This is a genomic window from Azospirillum aestuarii (assembly GCF_016632405.1).
Lineage (GTDB): Bacteria > Pseudomonadota > Alphaproteobacteria > Azospirillales > Azospirillaceae > Azospirillum > Azospirillum aestuarii.
Window position 1 is genome coordinate 249,251 of the sequence record NZ_JAEPIV010000002.1, and the last position, 16,237, is coordinate 265,487.

The 16,237-nt window shown below is 67.0% G+C and carries 17 protein-coding genes and 1 tRNA gene; 8 read left to right on the top strand and 10 right to left on the bottom strand.

What is annotated here, in order from left to right:
• Positions 1 to 6 precede the first annotated feature (6 nt).
• A complete protein-coding gene (locus JJL56_RS05810; RefSeq protein WP_200484519.1) occupies positions 7 to 534 on the top strand; it encodes an SLOG cluster 4 domain-containing protein in 528 nt (175 codons plus the stop codon).
• Between the two features lie 43 nt (positions 535 to 577).
• On the top strand, positions 578 to 1,810 hold the full coding sequence (locus JJL56_RS05815; RefSeq protein WP_200484521.1) for an adenylate/guanylate cyclase domain-containing protein: 1,233 nt from the start codon (positions 578 to 580) through the stop codon (positions 1,808 to 1,810).
• A gap of 65 nt (positions 1,811 to 1,875) precedes the next feature.
• Here the strand turns inward: JJL56_RS05815 and JJL56_RS05820 are convergent, their stop codons facing one another.
• The 4 genes from JJL56_RS05820 to JJL56_RS05835 form a co-directional block, all read right to left on the bottom strand.
• On the bottom strand, positions 1,876 to 3,432 hold the full coding sequence (locus JJL56_RS05820; protein WP_145622686.1) for a SpoVR family protein: 1,557 nt from the start codon (positions 3,430 to 3,432) through the stop codon (positions 1,876 to 1,878).
• A 120-nt stretch (positions 3,433 to 3,552) separates the two neighbouring features.
• Positions 3,553 to 4,845 (bottom strand): YeaH/YhbH family protein, encoded by a 1,293-nt coding sequence (locus JJL56_RS05825; RefSeq protein ID WP_200484969.1) that lies wholly within the window; start codon positions 4,843 to 4,845, stop codon positions 3,553 to 3,555.
• Between the two features lie 50 nt (positions 4,846 to 4,895).
• Positions 4,896 to 6,842: a PrkA family serine protein kinase gene (locus tag JJL56_RS05830; RefSeq protein WP_145622688.1), complete on the bottom strand. Its 1,947-nt coding sequence runs from the start codon at positions 6,840 to 6,842 to the stop codon at positions 4,896 to 4,898.
• An 815-nt stretch (positions 6,843 to 7,657) separates the two neighbouring features.
• Entirely contained in the window at positions 7,658 to 8,047 is a 390-nt protein-coding gene (locus JJL56_RS05835; protein WP_145622690.1) for a response regulator, read from the bottom strand.
• Between the two features lie 147 nt (positions 8,048 to 8,194).
• Between JJL56_RS05835 and JJL56_RS05840 the strand changes: the two genes are divergently transcribed.
• Positions 8,195 to 9,043: a DUF4743 domain-containing protein gene (locus tag JJL56_RS05840; protein ID WP_145622692.1), complete on the top strand. Its 849-nt coding sequence runs from the start codon at positions 8,195 to 8,197 to the stop codon at positions 9,041 to 9,043.
• Between the two features lie 34 nt (positions 9,044 to 9,077).
• On the opposite strand, the gene JJL56_RS05845 is transcribed toward JJL56_RS05840, so the two are convergent.
• The 3 genes from JJL56_RS05845 to JJL56_RS05855 form a co-directional block, all read right to left on the bottom strand.
• Entirely contained in the window at positions 9,078 to 10,640 is a 1,563-nt protein-coding gene (locus JJL56_RS05845; RefSeq protein WP_200484523.1) for a hybrid sensor histidine kinase/response regulator, read from the bottom strand.
• A gap of 168 nt (positions 10,641 to 10,808) precedes the next feature.
• On the bottom strand, positions 10,809 to 11,660 hold the full coding sequence (gene gluQRS, locus JJL56_RS05850) for a tRNA glutamyl-Q(34) synthetase GluQRS (protein WP_200484525.1): 852 nt from the start codon (positions 11,658 to 11,660) through the stop codon (positions 10,809 to 10,811).
• Positions 11,661 to 11,730: 70 nt separating this feature from the next.
• Positions 11,731 to 11,898: a hypothetical protein gene (locus JJL56_RS05855; protein ID WP_014241314.1), complete on the bottom strand. Its 168-nt coding sequence runs from the start codon at positions 11,896 to 11,898 to the stop codon at positions 11,731 to 11,733.
• A 333-nt stretch (positions 11,899 to 12,231) separates the two neighbouring features.
• On the opposite strand from JJL56_RS05855, the gene JJL56_RS05860 reads away from it, so the two are divergent.
• Positions 12,232 to 12,795, top strand: coding sequence for an HNH endonuclease (locus JJL56_RS05860; protein ID WP_145622699.1), 564 nt, complete (start codon positions 12,232 to 12,234; stop codon positions 12,793 to 12,795).
• 42 nt (positions 12,796 to 12,837) lie between these two features.
• Positions 12,838 to 13,002, top strand: coding sequence for a DUF1289 domain-containing protein (locus tag JJL56_RS05865; protein WP_145622701.1), 165 nt, complete (start codon positions 12,838 to 12,840; stop codon positions 13,000 to 13,002).
• A gap of 51 nt (positions 13,003 to 13,053) precedes the next feature.
• On the opposite strand, the gene JJL56_RS05870 is transcribed toward JJL56_RS05865, so the two are convergent.
• Complete coding sequence (locus JJL56_RS05870) at positions 13,054 to 13,668, bottom strand: demethoxyubiquinone hydroxylase family protein (protein WP_145622704.1); 615 nt, start codon at positions 13,666 to 13,668, stop codon at positions 13,054 to 13,056.
• On the bottom strand, positions 13,665 to 14,192 hold the full coding sequence (locus JJL56_RS05875) for a disulfide bond formation protein B (RefSeq protein WP_145622706.1): 528 nt from the start codon (positions 14,190 to 14,192) through the stop codon (positions 13,665 to 13,667). Before JJL56_RS05875 ends, JJL56_RS05870 begins: the two co-directional genes overlap by 4 nt.
• Before the next feature lie 137 nt (positions 14,193 to 14,329).
• On the opposite strand from JJL56_RS05875, the gene JJL56_RS05880 reads away from it, so the two are divergent.
• The 3 genes from JJL56_RS05880 to JJL56_RS05890 all read left to right on the top strand — a co-directional run bounded on the left by JJL56_RS05880 (position 14,330) and on the right by JJL56_RS05890 (position 15,466).
• Positions 14,330 to 14,416 (top strand) — tRNA-Leu (locus tag JJL56_RS05880).
• A gap of 109 nt (positions 14,417 to 14,525) precedes the next feature.
• A complete protein-coding gene (locus tag JJL56_RS05885) occupies positions 14,526 to 14,921 on the top strand; it encodes a (R)-mandelonitrile lyase (protein ID WP_145622708.1) in 396 nt (131 codons plus the stop codon).
• Positions 14,922 to 15,073: 152 nt separating this feature from the next.
• Positions 15,074 to 15,466: a c-type cytochrome gene (locus JJL56_RS05890; protein WP_145622710.1), complete on the top strand. Its 393-nt coding sequence runs from the start codon at positions 15,074 to 15,076 to the stop codon at positions 15,464 to 15,466.
• Positions 15,467 to 15,481: 15 nt separating this feature from the next.
• Here the strand turns inward: JJL56_RS05890 and JJL56_RS05895 are convergent, their stop codons facing one another.
• Positions 15,482 to 16,069, bottom strand: coding sequence for a rhodanese-like domain-containing protein (locus JJL56_RS05895; RefSeq protein ID WP_145622712.1), 588 nt, complete (start codon positions 16,067 to 16,069; stop codon positions 15,482 to 15,484).
• Positions 16,070 to 16,237: the final 168 nt, after the last annotated feature.

Consider the following 16,237-nt stretch of genomic DNA (forward strand, 5'->3'; position numbering starts at 1 on the left):
ACGGTCATGGCGATCATCGGGGTTATGGGGTCGGGACAGGAGGAATGGGCGGACTACGCGGAGCCGCTCGGCGCGTGGATCGCCGGGGCCGGGCACGACCTGCTGACCGGCGGCGGCGGCGGGGTGATGCGGTCCGCCGCGCGGGCCTTCCACGGCACGCCGGGGCGCCGCGGCCGCTCCATCGGCATCCTGCCGTCCGAGCCCGACCCGATCCGCGGCCATGCGCCCCTGCCCGGCTACCCCAACCCCTACATCGACCTGCCCATCCTGACGCCCTTCGCGCGCAAGCCCGCTGGCGCGCCGCCGACGGAGCTGAGCCGCAACCACGTCAACATCCTGACCAGCGACGTGATCGTCGTCCTGCCGGGCCGCCACGGGACCTTGGACGAGGTTCGGCTCGCCCTGCGCTTCGGAAAGCCTATGATCGGTTTCGGACCGGAGCTTGACTTTCAGGCCATGCCCGCCGAATTGCGGACAACCGGCGACTTCGGAACGGTCACGGCCTTCATCGCGGACGCTGTGTCGCACCGCTGACCCTCCGTTCCCGGACAACGCGACCTGTGGCAGGATGGCGGGCATGGATGCGCAAGGGATTCTCGACCTCAGCCGCTGGATCGCGGAGGCCGGGCTGCAGGGGGTGCCGGAGACGGACCTCATCGGCGGCTTCTGCGAACGGTTGGTCGCGGCGGGTGTGCCGCTGACCCGAACCGTGGTCGGGGCGGACACGCTGCACCCGACCATCGCCGGCCATGTCGTCACCTGGGACAGCACCGGGCGCAACGCCGCCGAGGTGCGCCAGACCGAATATGGCGGCGACGGCAGCGACCCCGACATTGACGAGAAATGGCTGCGCAGCCCCTTCCACCAGCTCTACACCTCCGGCGAGACGATGCTGCGCCTGCGGCTAACCAACGGCATGGAGAACAGCGCGTTCCCGATCGTGGACGAGCTGCGGGCGCAGGGTGCCACCGACTACATGGCCATCGTCAACCGGCTCGGCCCCCGCGCCGCCATCGGGGAGCTGGACTGCATCTTCTCCTCCTGGGTGTCGCACCATCCCGACGGCTTCAGCGACGCCCAGCGCGACGCCCTGCTCACCCTCACCGGCAGCTTGGCGCTGGCGCTGCGCGGCCACGCCATGGCGCACATCGCCAACACGCTGGCGGAGACCTATCTGGGGCGGGACGCCGGCCACCGGGTGCTGCGCGGCCACATCCGCCGCGGCGTCGCGGAGGAGCTGGATGCCGTGCTGTGGTTCAGCGACCTCCAGGGCTTCACCCGCATCACCGACACGGCGGCCCCGGAAACCATCCTACCGCTGCTGAACGACTATGCGGAGCTGGTGGTGACGGCGATCCATCGGCACCGCGGGCAGGTGCTGAAATTCATCGGCGACGGCATCCTGGCCGTCTTCGACCGCTCCAGCGCCGGAGACGCCTGCCGCGCCGCGCTCGACGCCGCGGAGGAGGCCCGGGAGCGCTGCAAGGAACTGAACGCCCGCCGCTCCGCCGCCGGGCTGCCGGTGACGCGCTTCTATCTCGGGCTGCACCAGGGGAAGGTGTTCTACGGCAACATCGGCGGGGTGGACCGGCTGGACTTCACCGTGGTCGGCCCGGCGGTGAACGAGGCCAGCCGGATCGCCGCGATGTGCCGGTCGCTCGACCAGGACATCCTGCTGTCCTCCGCCTTCACGGAGTCCGCTCCGGACTGCCGGGAGCGGCTGATCTCGGTCGGGCGCTACCTGCTGCGTGGGGTGGGCCGCCCGCAGGAGCTGTACACGCTGGACCCGGAGGCGTCGCCCCCACCCTAACCCTCCCCCGCCCAGCGGGGGAGGGCCGGGGTGGGGGCAAACACGAAGCCCCACCCTGCCCCCCATCACCCTCCGATGCCGCTCGGCGCGGTGACCGCGTGCTCCTTCAGGATGGCGTCGGACAGGGCCGACACCTCGACGAGCTGGACCTCGTAGCCCCACAGGTTGGCGATGTGGCGCAGCACCGCCTTGGCGTCGCTCTCGTCCAGCAGCACGCCGTTGGTCACCCGGTGGTGCAGGATCAGCTTGCGGTCGCCCGCCAGATCGACGTCAACGATCTGGATGTCCGGTTCCAGGAAGCCCAGGTCGTACTGCCGTGCCAGCAGCTTGCGGATGCCGCGGTAGCCGCGCTCGTTGTGGATGTTCTCGACCAGCAGATAGGGGTCTTCCGCGTCGTCGCGCACGCTGAACATCTTGAACTTACGCATCAGGTGCGGGCTGAGATACTGGAGCACGAAGCTCTCGTCGCGGAAGTTGGCCCAGGCGTCGCGCAGCGCGCCCATGCCGTCGCCCCGCCCGGCGAGGTCGGGGAACCAGTAGCGGTCCTCGTCCGTCGGGGTCTCGGCGATGCGCTGGATGTCCTGCATCATCGCGAAGCCCAGCGCGTAGGGGTTGATGCCCGAGAAGCGCTGGTCGTCGAACTCCGGCTGGAACACCACCGAGGTGTGCGAATGCAGGAATTCCAGCATCGCGCCTTCGCTGATCATCCCCCGTTGGTGCATCTCATTCAGGATGGTGTAGTGGGTGTAGGTCGCACACCCCTCGTTCATCAGCTTGGTCTGCTTCTGCGGGTAGAAATACTGCGCCATATGGCGGACGATGCGCAGGATCTCGCGCTGCCAATGCTCCAGCCGCGGCGCCTTCTTCTCCAGGAAATAGAGCAGGTTCTCTTCCGGCAGGCCGAGCAGCTTCTTGCGCTCCGACACCGACTTGGACGGGCGGTTGCCGCCGACGGCGGCCTTCGGCACGGTGCGCCACAGGTCGTTGAAGGTCTGTTCCTGGTACTCCTGCCGCTCCCGCTCGCGCTTCTGCTCCAGCCGCAGGTCGAGGCTGCGCTTCTTCGGGTATTTGTGCACGCCCTGGTTCATCAGCGCGTGGGCGGCGTCGAGCACCCGTTCCACCGCGTGGTGGCCGTAGCGGTCCTCGCACTGGGCGATGTAGGACTTGGCGAACTCCAGATAGTCGAGAATGCCCTCGGCGTCGGTCCACTGCTGGAACAGCTGGTTGTTCTTGAAGAAGTGGTTGTGGCCGAAGGCGGCATGGGCGATCACCAGCGTCTGCATCGTCATGGTGTTCTCTTCCATGATGTAGCTGATGCAGGGGCTGGAATTGATGACGATCTCATAGGCGAGGCCGCGGTAGCCCTTGCGGTAGAGCATCTCGTCGCGGGCGAAATGCTTGCCGAAGGACCAGTGCTTGTACATCAGCGGCATGCCGATGGACGAATAGGCGTCGAGCATCTGCTCGGCGGTGATGACCTCGATCTGGTTGGGATAGACGTTGAGGCCCATGTCCTTCAGGGCGATGTTCTCGATGGCGTCGTAGACGCGCTTGATCTGGTCGTAATCCCAGTCCGCCCCGTCGTAGAGCAGGCTGTCGGGCTTGTCGATCACAGCGGTCATGCCTCACATCCTCTCAAAACTCTGCGGGGTGTTGGCCCCGATTCTTGATGCGGCCTCGCGGTGGCGGGCATTGCCCCCACCCCAACCCTCCCCCGCCTGCAGGGGAGGGGGCAAGGACGCCTATGCCCCCGCCTTTTCGCGGGCGAACAGGTCGCGGAAGACCGGGAAGATCTCCCGGCGGGAGCGGACGCGGCGCATGGCGATCGGCAGATCCGGCCCCTGGACCGTCTTGTAGGTCCGCCACAGCTCCGTCTCGCGGCCCAGCGCCGACAGGCCCATGTTGTGCTCCGCCGCCACCTCGATGTAGGCGAAGTACTGGCACAGCGGCAGGATGCCGTCCCGCAGCAGGCCCGCCGAGCGCGCGTTGTCCGACGACATGTTGTCGCCGTCCGACGCCTGGGCGGCGTAGATGTTCCACTCGTTCTCCGGGTAGCGCTCCTTGACGATGCGCTGCATCTCCTCCAGCGCCGTGGAGACCACGGTGCCGCCGGTTTCGGTAGAGTAGAAGAACGTGTCCTCGTCCACCTCCTTGGCCTCGTGGGTGTGGCGGATGAAGACGATGTCCACCGAGCGGTAGCGCCGCTTCAGGAACAGGAACAGCAGCATGAAGAAGCGCTTGGCGAGGTCCTTCATGTGCTCGGTCATCGAGCCGGACACGTCCATCAGGCAGAACATGACCGCCTGCGCGATGGGCTTCGGCACCGTCTCGAACCGGTTGTAGCGGACGTCGATCGGGTCGATGAAGGGGATGCGCTTGGAACGGAGATAGTGCCGCTCCAGCTGGTCGCGCATCTCCCGCAGCGTCTCCGGGTCGTCGCCGCGGTCCTCCGCCTCGCGCAGGAGCGCCTCCAGTTCCAGCATGTCCGCCGGCTTGGGGCGCTTCAGCGCGATGCGCCGGCTGAGGCTGTTCCGCATGGTGCGGACGAGATTCAGGTTGGCCGGAGAGCCGGTCACCGAATAGCCTGCCCGCGTCAGCGAATGGGACTCCGTCTGCTTGACCTTCTGCTTGACGAGATCGGGAAGTTCCAGGTCCTCCAGGAAGATGTCCAGGAACTCCTCGCGGGACAGGACGAAGCGGAAATCGTCGTCGCCCTCCCCGTCCGGACTGCCTTCGTTGCCGCCGCGACCGCCACCGCCCTCCGGCCGCGCGATGGTGTCTCCCTCCACATACTCCTTGTTGCCCGGCACGACGTAGTCGCGCACGCCGCCGGCGCCGGAGCGGTGGAAGGAGGGCTCCCGCACGCCGCCGGTCGAGATGGTCACCTTCTCGCCGTTTTCGATGTCCTGGATGCCGCGTTTGCCGGAGGCATCCCGCACCGCCTTCACCACCTGCTCCTTGGCACGGCGCAGGAAACGCTGGCGGTTGGCCAGGCTCTTGCCTTGCGGATTCAGGCGACGGTCGATGATGTTCATCAAGGGGGAGCCCCTCCTACCCGTTCACGCTCGTGTGGCGAAGCGGGCCGTCAGCCGGCCTGCTTCACGCGCATGTACCACTCGACCAACCGGCGGACCTGCCGCTCGGTGTAGCCGCGCGACATCATGCGCGACACGAACTCGTTGTGCTTCTTCTCGGTCTCGCCGTCCTTCTTGGACCCGAAGCTGATGACCGGAAGCAGATCCTCCACCTGGGAGAACATGCGTTTCTCGATCACCTCACGGATTTTCTCGTAGGACGTCCAGGAGGGGTTGCGCCCGGAGTTCGCCGCCCGTGCGCGCAGCGCGAACTTGACGACCTCGTTGCGGAAGTCCTTCGGGTTGGCGATCCCGGCGGGCTTCTCGATCTTGGTCAGCTCCTGGTTCAGAAGCTCGCGGTTCATCAGCTGGCCGGTGTCCGGGTCCTTGAAGTCCTGGTCCTCGATCCAGGCGTCGGCGTAATCCACATAGCGGTCGAACAGGTTCTGCCCATAGTCGCTGTAGGATTCCAGATACGCCTTCTGGATCTCGTTGCCGATGAACTCCGCGTAGCGCGGCGCCATCTCGGCCTTGATGAACTCGATGTACTTCTTCTCGGTGTCGTCGGGGAACTGCTCCCGCTTGATCGACTGCTCCAGGATGTACATCAGGTGGACGGGATCGGCCGAGATCTCGTTGGAGTCGTAGTTGAAGGTCGCGGCCAGAACCTTGAAGGCGAAGCGGGTGGAGATGCCGTCCATGCCCTCGTCCACGCCCGCCTGGTCGCGGTATTCCTGCATGGACTTGGCCTTGGGATCGGTCTCCTTCATGCTCTCGCCGTCATAGACGCGCATCTTGGAGTAGAGGCTGGAGTTCGGATGGTCGCGCATGCGCGACAGCACCGAGAACTTCGCCAGCATCTCCAGCGTCGACGGCGCGCAGGGCGCGGTCGCGAGGTCGGAGCCCTTGACCAGCTTGTCGTAGATCCGCTGCTCTTCCTGCACGCGCAGGCAGTAGGGGACCTTGATGACGCAGATGCGGTCGATGAAGGCTTCGTTGTTCTTGTTGTTCTTGAAGGACTGCCACTCCGCCTCGTTCGAGTGGGCGAGGATGATGCCCTGGAACGGGATGGCGCCGATGTTCTCCGAGCCGACGTAATTGCCCTCCTGGGTCGCCGTCAACAGCGGGTGGAGCATCTTGATGGGGGCCTTGAACATCTCGACGAATTCGAGCAGGCCCTGGCTGGCCCGGTTCAGGCCGCCGGAGAAGCTGTAGGCATCGGGATCGTTCTGGCTGTAGACCTCCAGCTTGCGGATGTCGACCTTGCCGACCAGCGAGGAGATGTCCTGGTTGTTCTCGTCGCCCGGCTCCGTCTTGGTGACGCAGATCTGGCGCAGCTTGCTGGGATGCAGCTTGACGACGCGGAAGCGGGAGATGTCGCCGCCGAACTCGTCCAGCCGCTTCACCGCCCACGGGCTCATCAGGCCGGTCAGGCGGCGGCGCGGGATGCCGTAGCGGTCCTCCAGCAGGTCGCCCATCTCGTCCGGGTTGAACAGGCCGAGCGGGCTTTCGAAGACCGGGCTGATCTCCTTGCCGGCCTTCAACACATAGACCGGGCATTTCTCCATCAGCGACTTCAGCCGCTCCGCCAGCGACGACTTGCCGCCGCCCACGGGGCCCAGCAGGTAGAGGATCTGCTTGCGCTCCTCCAACCCTTGCGCGGCGTGGCGGAAGAAGCCGACGATCCGCTCGATCGTCTCCTCCATGCCGTAGAAGTCGGCGAAGGCCGGATAGATCTTGATCGTCCGGTTCATGAAGATGCGGCCAAGGCGCGGGTCCTTGGCGGTGTCGACGATTTCCGGTTCGCCGATGGCGGCGAGGATGCGCTCCGGTGCGGAGGCATACATCATCGGGTCGTCGCGGCATTCCTGGAGGTATTCCGTGAGGCTCATCTCGATCTCACGGCGCCCCTCGTAGGACTGTGTGTAGCGCGTGAACAGTTCGTCGGCCGGGAACATTCCGCTCTCCGTGTCTCTTAGTCCGATGCGTCGGGGCTGCCGCCGGGGGACCCGGGCGGCGGGGGCGGCACCTGCCGCAGGTGCGAACTCTGGGGTGTCACGGACACAACGGTCCCGCAGCACCCCCGCTCACCGTCGAAAGCCAGACCTTTTATCCAGTTGCGGTTCAAATGAAGCGCCCCCTTTGGAGTGCTAAACTCGAATGCTTCAAAACTGAATGTAATGCTCGACCTAGAGCTTTCCAGGAGGAAAGCCTTGATAGTCTGAAAAGAGAGGCGGCCGGACACACCGGTCATTTGTAATAGACCACGCGGCCGGGTTGTCCGGAATGGCCGAGGTGCAAGCACCGGCGGAACGGGCGGCAAGAAAAACGAAGGTCGGCAGGGCTGAGACTTGCAAGCGGCTTCCGGAGCGCGGCCCGGATGCCGTTCGTCGGGGACTCGCTGGACCTTGCCGATCACCCATCGACCTCCAGTGCATCCACGCGCCTTAACCAACTAAGGCGCTACGGTTAACAGCAAGCGTGACGGATATTCCTTAACAACCCGCTTCCGCGCCCATCGCCGCCGCCTTGCCTCAGGATATTAACGCATGGGCGACGGGCGTGGTCCACACCTTCCAAAGAAGGATGGTGAGCCTCATCACAGCAGATCAACAAGGCAGAATTTGGGTGAGCCGCCTTTGCCATTGCGGCGCACAATCGTCAGGGATTCCGGAAGGCGGCTGAAATCAAGCACTTGGCCGCGTTTTTGCAGTCCTGCCACAGGTTGGGGAAAAAGTGTGACCGGCGGGGCCGCCCTTGCCGTCCCGCGTCCTCAGCCGAGCTTGGCGCCCAGCGTCCCCTTCAGCGACTCCGGCGTGGCCGGCTTGACGATGAAGGTGTCGGCGCCGAAGGCCGCAGCCTCGTCCATGCGGCTCTGGTCGGCGCGGTTCGTCATGAAGACCACCGGCAGCGCGCGGTGGCGGGCGTCGGGGCTGGCCCGCAGCGCCTTCAGGAACCCCAGCCCGTCCATCGGCTGCATCTCCACGTCGCAAACGACCAGATCGGGGTCGTGCGCCTGCACGGCGGCCAGCCCGGCCTCACCGTCGGCGGCCTGATGGACGGAGCGGAAACCCAGCGTGCCCAGCATCTTCGCCAGCACCATGCGGGTGAAGCTCTCGTCCTCGATCACAAGAACCGAAAAATCCCCGAACGCCGCCGGCATCGCCCTGTTCCCCCGAGTCCGATAGGCCGTGTGTGTACGCCGCAAGAACGTCCTTTGCAACCGGCTGGCTTCGCCTCCGGCCGGCTGGGAATCGTCTCGCGGAAGAACGGTTGCACGTCGGGGGGCGCTGGGGCTACACGGAGTCGCATGAGCTATCTCGACCACATCCGCGCGTGCAACGCGCACGACCTCTCCGGCTTCCGTCCGTTCGAGCTGGAAGGCCATCGCCTCGGCTGGGTCCGCCACGCGCTGGCCGAGCAGCTTCCCGGCGTCGATCCGGGCTTCGTCGTCACCGCCGACCGGGTGACGCTGGCGCCGGAGGTCCGGGACTTCGAGACGCGATCCTCGGTGCTGGCGCACGCCGCCCGGTTCCTCGTCGAGACGGGGGCGGTTTCCGCCCTGCGCGGCGAGTTCTACCCGGTCATGCCGGCCTGGGGGGCGGAACCGCTGATGCGCATCGACCGTGCGGTGGTGGCGCAGTTCGGCACCTCCGCCTATGGGCTGCACGTCAACGGCTTCGTCCGCCAGCCGGACGGCGGCCTGTCGCTGTGGATCGGCCGCCGCGCCAGCGACCGCGAGGTCGCTCCGGGCAAGCTGGACAACCTGATCGCCGGCGGTCAGCCCATCGGCCTGACGCTGGCCGAGAACCTCGTCAAGGAAGCGCAGGAGGAGGCGGGAATCGACGCCGCCCTGGCGTCCCGGGCGGTTCCCGTCGGCGCCGTCACCTACCGCATGGAGACGGAGGCCGGGCTGAAGCAGGACACGCTGTTCCTCTACGACCTCGAACTCGACGCGGATTTCGTCCCACGGAACACCGACGGCGAGGTCGAGCGGTTCGAGCTGTGGCCACTGGACCGCGTCGCGGAATCGGTGCGCGCGACGAAGGACTGGAAGTTCAACGTGAACCTCGTCGTCATCGACTTCCTCGTCCGTCACGGCTGGCTGACACCGGAGGAGCCGGACTATCTGGAGATCGTGAAGGGACTGCGGCGGTAAGGGCCGCCGCGGTTTCAACAGACACTCCCGACGGTCACTCCGCAGCCGCCCGCGCCCGCGCCTCCTCCAGGTGGGACGACAGCTCGGACAGGGTGACCGGCTTGTGCAGCAGGGTGAAACCGCTGCGCCTCGCCTCGCGGATGCGGTCGGGGCTGGTGTCGCCGGTCAGCAGGATCGCGGGGATGAGTTCCCCGACGAAGGCGTGGATGTCACGGATGGCGTCCACCCCCGTCCGTCCGTAGCGCAGGCGGTAATCGGCGATGATGACGTCGGGAAGCCGCTCCGCCCCGTCGAGCTGGCGCAGCGCCTCCTCCGCCGAGGCGGCGGCCAGCACATCCCACCCCCACTGCTCCAGCACCAGCCGCAGGCTTTGCAGGATCAGTTCCTCGTCGTCGATGATCAGGGCCAGGGCACCGGGCCGGTCCAGGGATGGCATCGCGTGTTCCGTCCCGTTGGGATTCCAGGAAGCGTGCAAGGGAACCTCCACCGTAAAGCATGTGCCCCGCCCCGGACGCGACCGCACGCGGACCGGCAGGCCGAGCAGATGTGAGAGCCGCTTCACCACCGCCAGCCCGAGGCCGAGGCCGCGGCTGCGATCGCGTTCGGCGTTGCCGAGTTGGACGAACTCGTCGAAAATCTCGTCGAGCTTGTCGGCGGGGATGCCGACGCCCGTGTCCGCCACCTCGATGCACAAAATCATGCCGCGCCGCCGGCACCCCAGAAGCACGCCGCCCGCCGCCGTGTAGCGCAGCGCGTTGTCGAGCAGGTTGCGCAGCAACCGTTCCAGCAGGGCGGCGTCGCTGCGGATCTGCGCCTTGAGCGGGCGCACCCGCAGCTTCAGCCCCTTGGCGGCCGCGCGCGGACCGTAATCGGCCTCCAGCCGCCCCAGCATCTCGGCCAAAGCGAAGGGCGCCATGTCGGGTGACACGATCCCTGAGTCGAGCCGGGCCACGTCCAGCAGCGCGTCGAGCAGGCCGCGCATCGCCTCGACCGCGCGGTTCATCGTCTGGACCAGCGGCAATTGCGGATGGCCGGCCAGCCGCTCCGCCAGAACCGCGCCGAACAGGGTCAGCGACTGGGCGGGCTGGCGCAGGTCGTGGCTGGCGGCGGCCAGGAAGCGCACCTTGGCCTGTGCGGCGCGCGCCACCTCGTCCTGCGCCGCGCGCAGGGACTCGCCCTGTCCGCGCAGCCGCGCCTCCACGGCCATGCGGCGGCTGGCGTCCACCGCGGTCATGACGACGCCCCCGGCCTCTCCGCCGGACTCCGCCGGCAGCGGCGTCAGCACGATGTCGAGCCAGTTTCCGTCGCCCGTCAGGGCCAGTTCCTGGGCCAGCCCACGGCCCGCGGCGGCCATCGCCTGGGCGAAGCGCTCCGCCGCGTCCTCCCGGCCGCCCCAGACGAACGCGCCGGCCATGGGTTGCCCGATCAGCAGATCTTGCGGGCATCCGATGGCACGCTGCATCGCCGCGTTGAGATCGGCAATGCGCCCTTGCCGATCAAGCAGGGCAATCGCCACGCCGATCGTGTCGAAGACCCGCCGCAGCCCGGCGGGGTCGGCGGGACGACGGTCGCTCCCCGCCACATCCTCCTCTCGCATCGCTTGCCCCCTTCGGATTGCAAGCCGGCCAACCGTTTGGCGCCACCCATTGGGCAGGACAAACAATCAGTCGAGATTCAAAAGATACGTGCAAGAGGAAGGAGATTCCAGGCGACCAGCCTCAAACGGATAGATTTCCCACCACTGTAATACACAATTGGTTGTAGATCATAACTCTTCCGGAAAGCCCGCCAAGGCGCGCACCGCCGCCGCTGTTTGCCCCAATTCCCGAAGAGATCGCAAGGTCTTGGCGTTGTCGCGCTTGGCTAGACGCTCGCCCCGCTCATTCACCAGCAAAGGGTGATGTTCATAATCGGGAGGACCGACTCGGAGGAGTTCCTGAAGCAACCGATGCACGTGAGTCGCGAAAAACAGATCCTCCCCGCGGGTCACCAGGGTCACGCCCTGGAGGTGATCGTCCACGGTGACCGCGAGATGGTAGCTCGTCGGCGCGTCCTTGCGGGCCAGGACGACATCGCCAAGGATGCCCGGCGTGGCGTCCTGCCAGCCGCGCCGTCGGTCATGCCAGCGCAGCGGCCCGGTCATCGCCATGGCCTTCTCCACATTCAGCCGCAGGGCGTAGGCCTCGCCCGCGGCGATGCGGTCCCGCCGCTCCAGGTCCGACAGGCCGCGGCAGGTGCCGGGATAGAGCGGACCGTCCGGCCCGTGCGGCGCATGACCGGCGCGGGCGATCTCGGCGGCGATGTCCTTGCGGGTGCAGAAGCAGGGATAGGCGGTGCCCAGACCGCCGAGCCGCGCCAGCGCGGCGCGGTAATCGTCCAGATGTTCCGACTGGCGCCGAACCGGTTCTTCCCAGGTCAGGCCCAGCCAGGCCAGATCCTCGCACAGGGCGCGGTCGAACTCCGGACGGCAGCGCTGCGGGTCGATGTCCTCGATGCGCAGAAGGAAGCGCCCTCCGGCCTTGCGGGCGGCGGTCCAGCCGAACAGAGCGGAATGGGCGTGCCCGAGGTGGAGATGGCCGGTCGGGCTCGGCGCGAAGCGGGTGACGACGTCGGTCATTCCCGCCTTATACCCCAACCGCGCCCGGCCTGCATTGGCTGCGGGCGCTACGGACGGGGGTGCAAAGGGCTCAGATGTAGGGATTGTCCTTGATCGGCTCGACCGGGATGTCCTCGCCTTCCAGATACATGGCGAGGCGGCGGCGCAGTTCGCGGTCGAAGGCGTCGATGCGGCGCTGGCGGTCGCGCTCCTCGCGCTCGGCGCGTTTCTCGGCAAGGTCGATGATCGTGGCGCTCATGGATGTTCCCTTTGAAAGCGTCCCCCGGAAGGCGCCGTCACCATCTCAGAGCATGGTTAACGCACAGTAACCACAGCGTAGGAAAATGCATGATCAAGGCACCACAACCAAATGTCACAGGCATCCCGTCGGCCGCCCGGAAACGCCGGAACCCCGCCCATCGAAAGGGTTACAGGATCGTGAAGAAATGACGCAGTGCGGCGCGACATATTGAGTTCGAAGCACAAATCAACTATGTATCTGGTGTTCCGGTCACCCGGCGGCGTGTCATCCCGCAAGGGGGAGCGGAACACCAGAAAGGTTCCAGACACGTCTCAGATAAGGGAGTGGCCATTGGCTCCACCACCCGATCACTGTCCGACCCTGGTGCTGAACGCCGACTTCCGGCCGCTCAGCTACTTCCCTCTGTCGCTCTGGTCCTGGCAGGAGGCGGTCAAGGCCGTCTTTCTGGACCGGGTGAACATCATCTCCGAATATGACCGCGTCGTCCGATCCCCCACGTTCGAGATCAAGCTGCCGAGCGTCATTTCGTTGAAGGAGTTCATCCCGGCGACGCGGCGGCCGGCCTTCACCCGATTCAACGTCTTCCTGCGCGACCGCTTCACCTGCCAGTATTGCGGCCACCACTTCCCCACGCAGGAACTGACTTTCGACCATGTCATCCCACGGTCGCGCGGCGGGCGCACCACCTGGGACAACGTCGTCACCTCCTGCTCCGCCTGCAATCTGGCGAAGGGAAACTGGCTTCCGCACAGTTGCGGCATGATCCCCCTCAGTCCCCCGTTCCAGCCGAGCGCCTACCAGCTTCAAGAGAACGGACGTGCATTCCCGCCAAACTTCCTTCACGAAAGTTGGCGGGATTTTCTTTATTGGGACACCGAACTCGATCCGATGTAGAAACGCCGCGATCGGGAAGGCTGGACCGGGGAAGATTTGGGTATGGACGACGAGAATCCCTGCGTGGGCATCTGCATCATCGGCGAGGATGGCTATTGCGAAGGCTGCGGGCGGAGCGAGGACGAGATCCACGGCACACCGCCCGCCCCGGCGCCCAGCCCGGCCCCCACTTCGGCAAAGACCGGAGCGGACGGTCAGGCCAACTGAGTCCGCTCCGCCGGCCACCGGTCACACCCGCGCCCGTCACACCCGCGCCCGTCACACCCGCTCTGCCACCCAGATGACCGCCTTGGTGCCGGCCTTGATGGCGGCGGACAGCACCGGATAGGCCGGGGCCTGCTCCGCGCCGTTGAGCAGGCCAATGTCGCGGTGCTCAACCTCCTCCGCCTGGAATTTGAGGATGGAGGTCTTCAGCTCCTCCTCCTCCGGGCCGAGGTGCTTCAACTGCGCCTCGTAATGGCCGTCGATGACCTGCTCGACGGCGACGGTGCAGGCCATGGCCGCCCGCTCGCCCATCACCGCGGTCCCGGCGCCGAGCAGGAAACCGGCCACGTGCCACAGCGGCTGCAGCACGGTCGGGCGGACCTGACGGGCGACGAGCTGCTTCTCGAAATACTGGAGATGCTCCAGCTCCTGGTCGGCCATGTGGCGCAGCGTCTTGGCGTGCCGCCCCCGGCCCATGACCGACAGCTGGCCTTCGTAGATGCGCTTGGCCCCATACTCGCCGGCATGGTCCACGCGCACGATCCGCGCCAGCCGCTGCTCCGGAGTCGGGTCGCCGGGCAGGCGCCCGCGCGGCCGGGGCCGCGGGGTGGGCGACTCGCCGGTGGACGGCGCGGAAGCGGCGGCGGCAGTGCTGTCGAGCGGGGTCATGCGAAGGTCCTGGAAACCGAGGTCCGGATGTAGGCGGCACGGGCCGCCGCGAAGGCGAAGGCGGACAGCGCCAGCGAAATCACGACATTGTAGCCCGCCATCGAAATCCCGAACAGCGACCACGCGACTTCGTCGCAGCGGGTGACCGGCGCGGCGAGCACCTGGGCGCGCAATTCCTCCAGGGTCTGGGGCGCGCGTCCGCCGGCGCCGCAGGCCGAGGTGCCGGCCCACCAATGCTGCTCCACCCCGACATGGTAGGCGGCGATCCCCGCGCCGGCCAGCAGGGCCAGCCCGCTCGCCACCAGCAGCGCGTCGCCCAGCCCACGCCACTGGCGGAACAGCAGGGTGACGATGCCGAAGGCCATCACCGCGCCGTAGGGCACGCGCTGCCACAGGCACAGGACGCAGGGCTGATAGCCCAGCGCGAACTGGAAAAACAGCGCGGCGGCCAGCACGCCGGCGCTGGCGATGGCCAACAGCCCGGCGGTGTAGCGCGGATCGTCGATGGGGAGGCGGTTCATCATGCGGGTGAGATTAGCGCGCCCCACAGGCTTAGGCCAGACACGCCGACGCTTCCGCACAAAACACTTTGTTCCAGGGCCATTTCCCCTCTATATAGCGGGCACCGGTCGCCGCGAGCACCGGGTCCGGCAGGCACCGTGCGGGCGTGGCGGAATTGGTAGACGCAGCGGACTCAAAATCCGCCGTCCTCACGGATATGTCGGTTCGAGTCCGACCGCCCGCACCACCCCCTCCCCTCTGCCTGCTCCACGGATCGCCGCAAGGCCACATCTCCCCTCCCCGCCTGTTTCTGACGGACGGCCCCGGATTTGGGGCAACGAGCGGAGGATTCGATCATGAAAATCACGCGGGTCGGCACGCAGCCGTCCATCACCGGACCGGCCGACTGGTTCACCGGCACGGTCCGCATCGACCCCATCGTTCAGGCCGACGCCCCGGCCCGCACGGCGGCGGCCAGCGTCACCTTCGAGCCCGGCGCCCGCACGGCGTGGCACACCCATCCTCTGGGTCAAACCCTGATCGTTACCGCCGGCGTCGGCCGGGTCCAGCGCGACGGCGGCCCCATCGAGGAGATCCGCCCCGGCGACGTCGTGTGGTTTCCACCGGGCGAGAAGCACTGGCACGGCGCGTCGCCGACCATGTTCATGACCCACATCGCCATCCAGGAGCAGCTTGACGGCAAGGCCGTCGATTGGATGGAAAAGGTCACCGACGAGCAGTACGGGGCGTGAGGCGACCGGCCCTTTCCACACCCAAAACCTCACGGCGTTTGCGGGCTTGTTCCAAAGTCCAATTCGGCGGCCCGCCCCAGCCACCTAAAATGCGCGGCATCGACCGCCGCCGCGACCGGCGCCGCGGAGTTCTGGCTGGGGAGCCATCTCACATGACCGTTTCCAGATTCGTCATCGCCGCCGCCCTTCTGCTCGTCGCCGGCACGGCCAACGCCGAAAGCGGACCGCAGCCCAAGACGGCCGAGGAGGCCGCCGGCAAGCAGATCTTCCATCAGTGCGCGGCCTGCCACTCGCTGGATTCCAGCAAGAACGCCTTCGGCCCGAGCCTTTACAACGTCGTCGGGCGCAAGGCCGGCTCGATCCCGCGCTTCGACTATTCGAACGCGCTGAAGGCGTCCAACATCACCTGGACCGAAGACAACCTGCGCCACTGGATCGCCGGCAACGACAATTTCGTCCCCGGCACCCGCATGCGGCACGTCGCCATCACCGACCCGGCGGAGCAGGACTATCTGATCGCCTTCCTGAAGTCGCTGAAGCAGTAAACGCCGGCAAGCCGGTTACGGTACGGCGACCGGAACCGGCTTTCCCTCCTCGGTCGGCAGGCCCGCCTCGGCCCAGCCATCCGCCCCGTCGCGGTACCAGAGGACGCGGCGGTAGCCCATCTCCAGGGCGCGCTTGCCCGCGTTCCACGACATCCAGCAATCCGCCAGACAGTAGAACAGCAGGCCGCGCCCGCGGTCGCCGCCGGACAGCCCCTCCAGGCTGGACCGGAAATAACCGTCCAGCTCCGGCGTCAGAGTCCCAAGCCCGACGTTGGGAAGCCAGACGCTGCCGGGGATCTGCGGAAAGGGCTTCGGCACCAGCCAGGGGCCGCCGGGCAGCGTGCTGCGGTCCAGCTTCATCACATTGATGGGAAGAGCGGCACCCGACTCCACCAGCGCGCGGGCCTGCGCCGTGTTCACCGTCTCCGCCCCGGGCAGCGACGCCGGGGTCGGCGACCGGTATTCGGTCATCCGGTAGCCGTCGGGCACCGGAACCGCATCCGCTGCGGCGCCTCCCGCCGGCCCGGCCAGCAAGAGCGCCAGCCCGGCGGCGCCCAGCCATCCTGCGCGCACCACGTTCCCTCCCCGATTGTTCTGCGGCATCCACGAAATCCCCCCGTGCCCGGCAGGGTCAAGTTGCCCGATAGTCGAATACCGGGAACCGGCGGACAGGGCCTAAGCTCAGCGTTCGCCATCGTGGGATTCCCGCGTTCCGCTGCGCCACCGCACCGCAGAGGCCTGCCTTGCAAACGACCGCAGGACGCATCACCA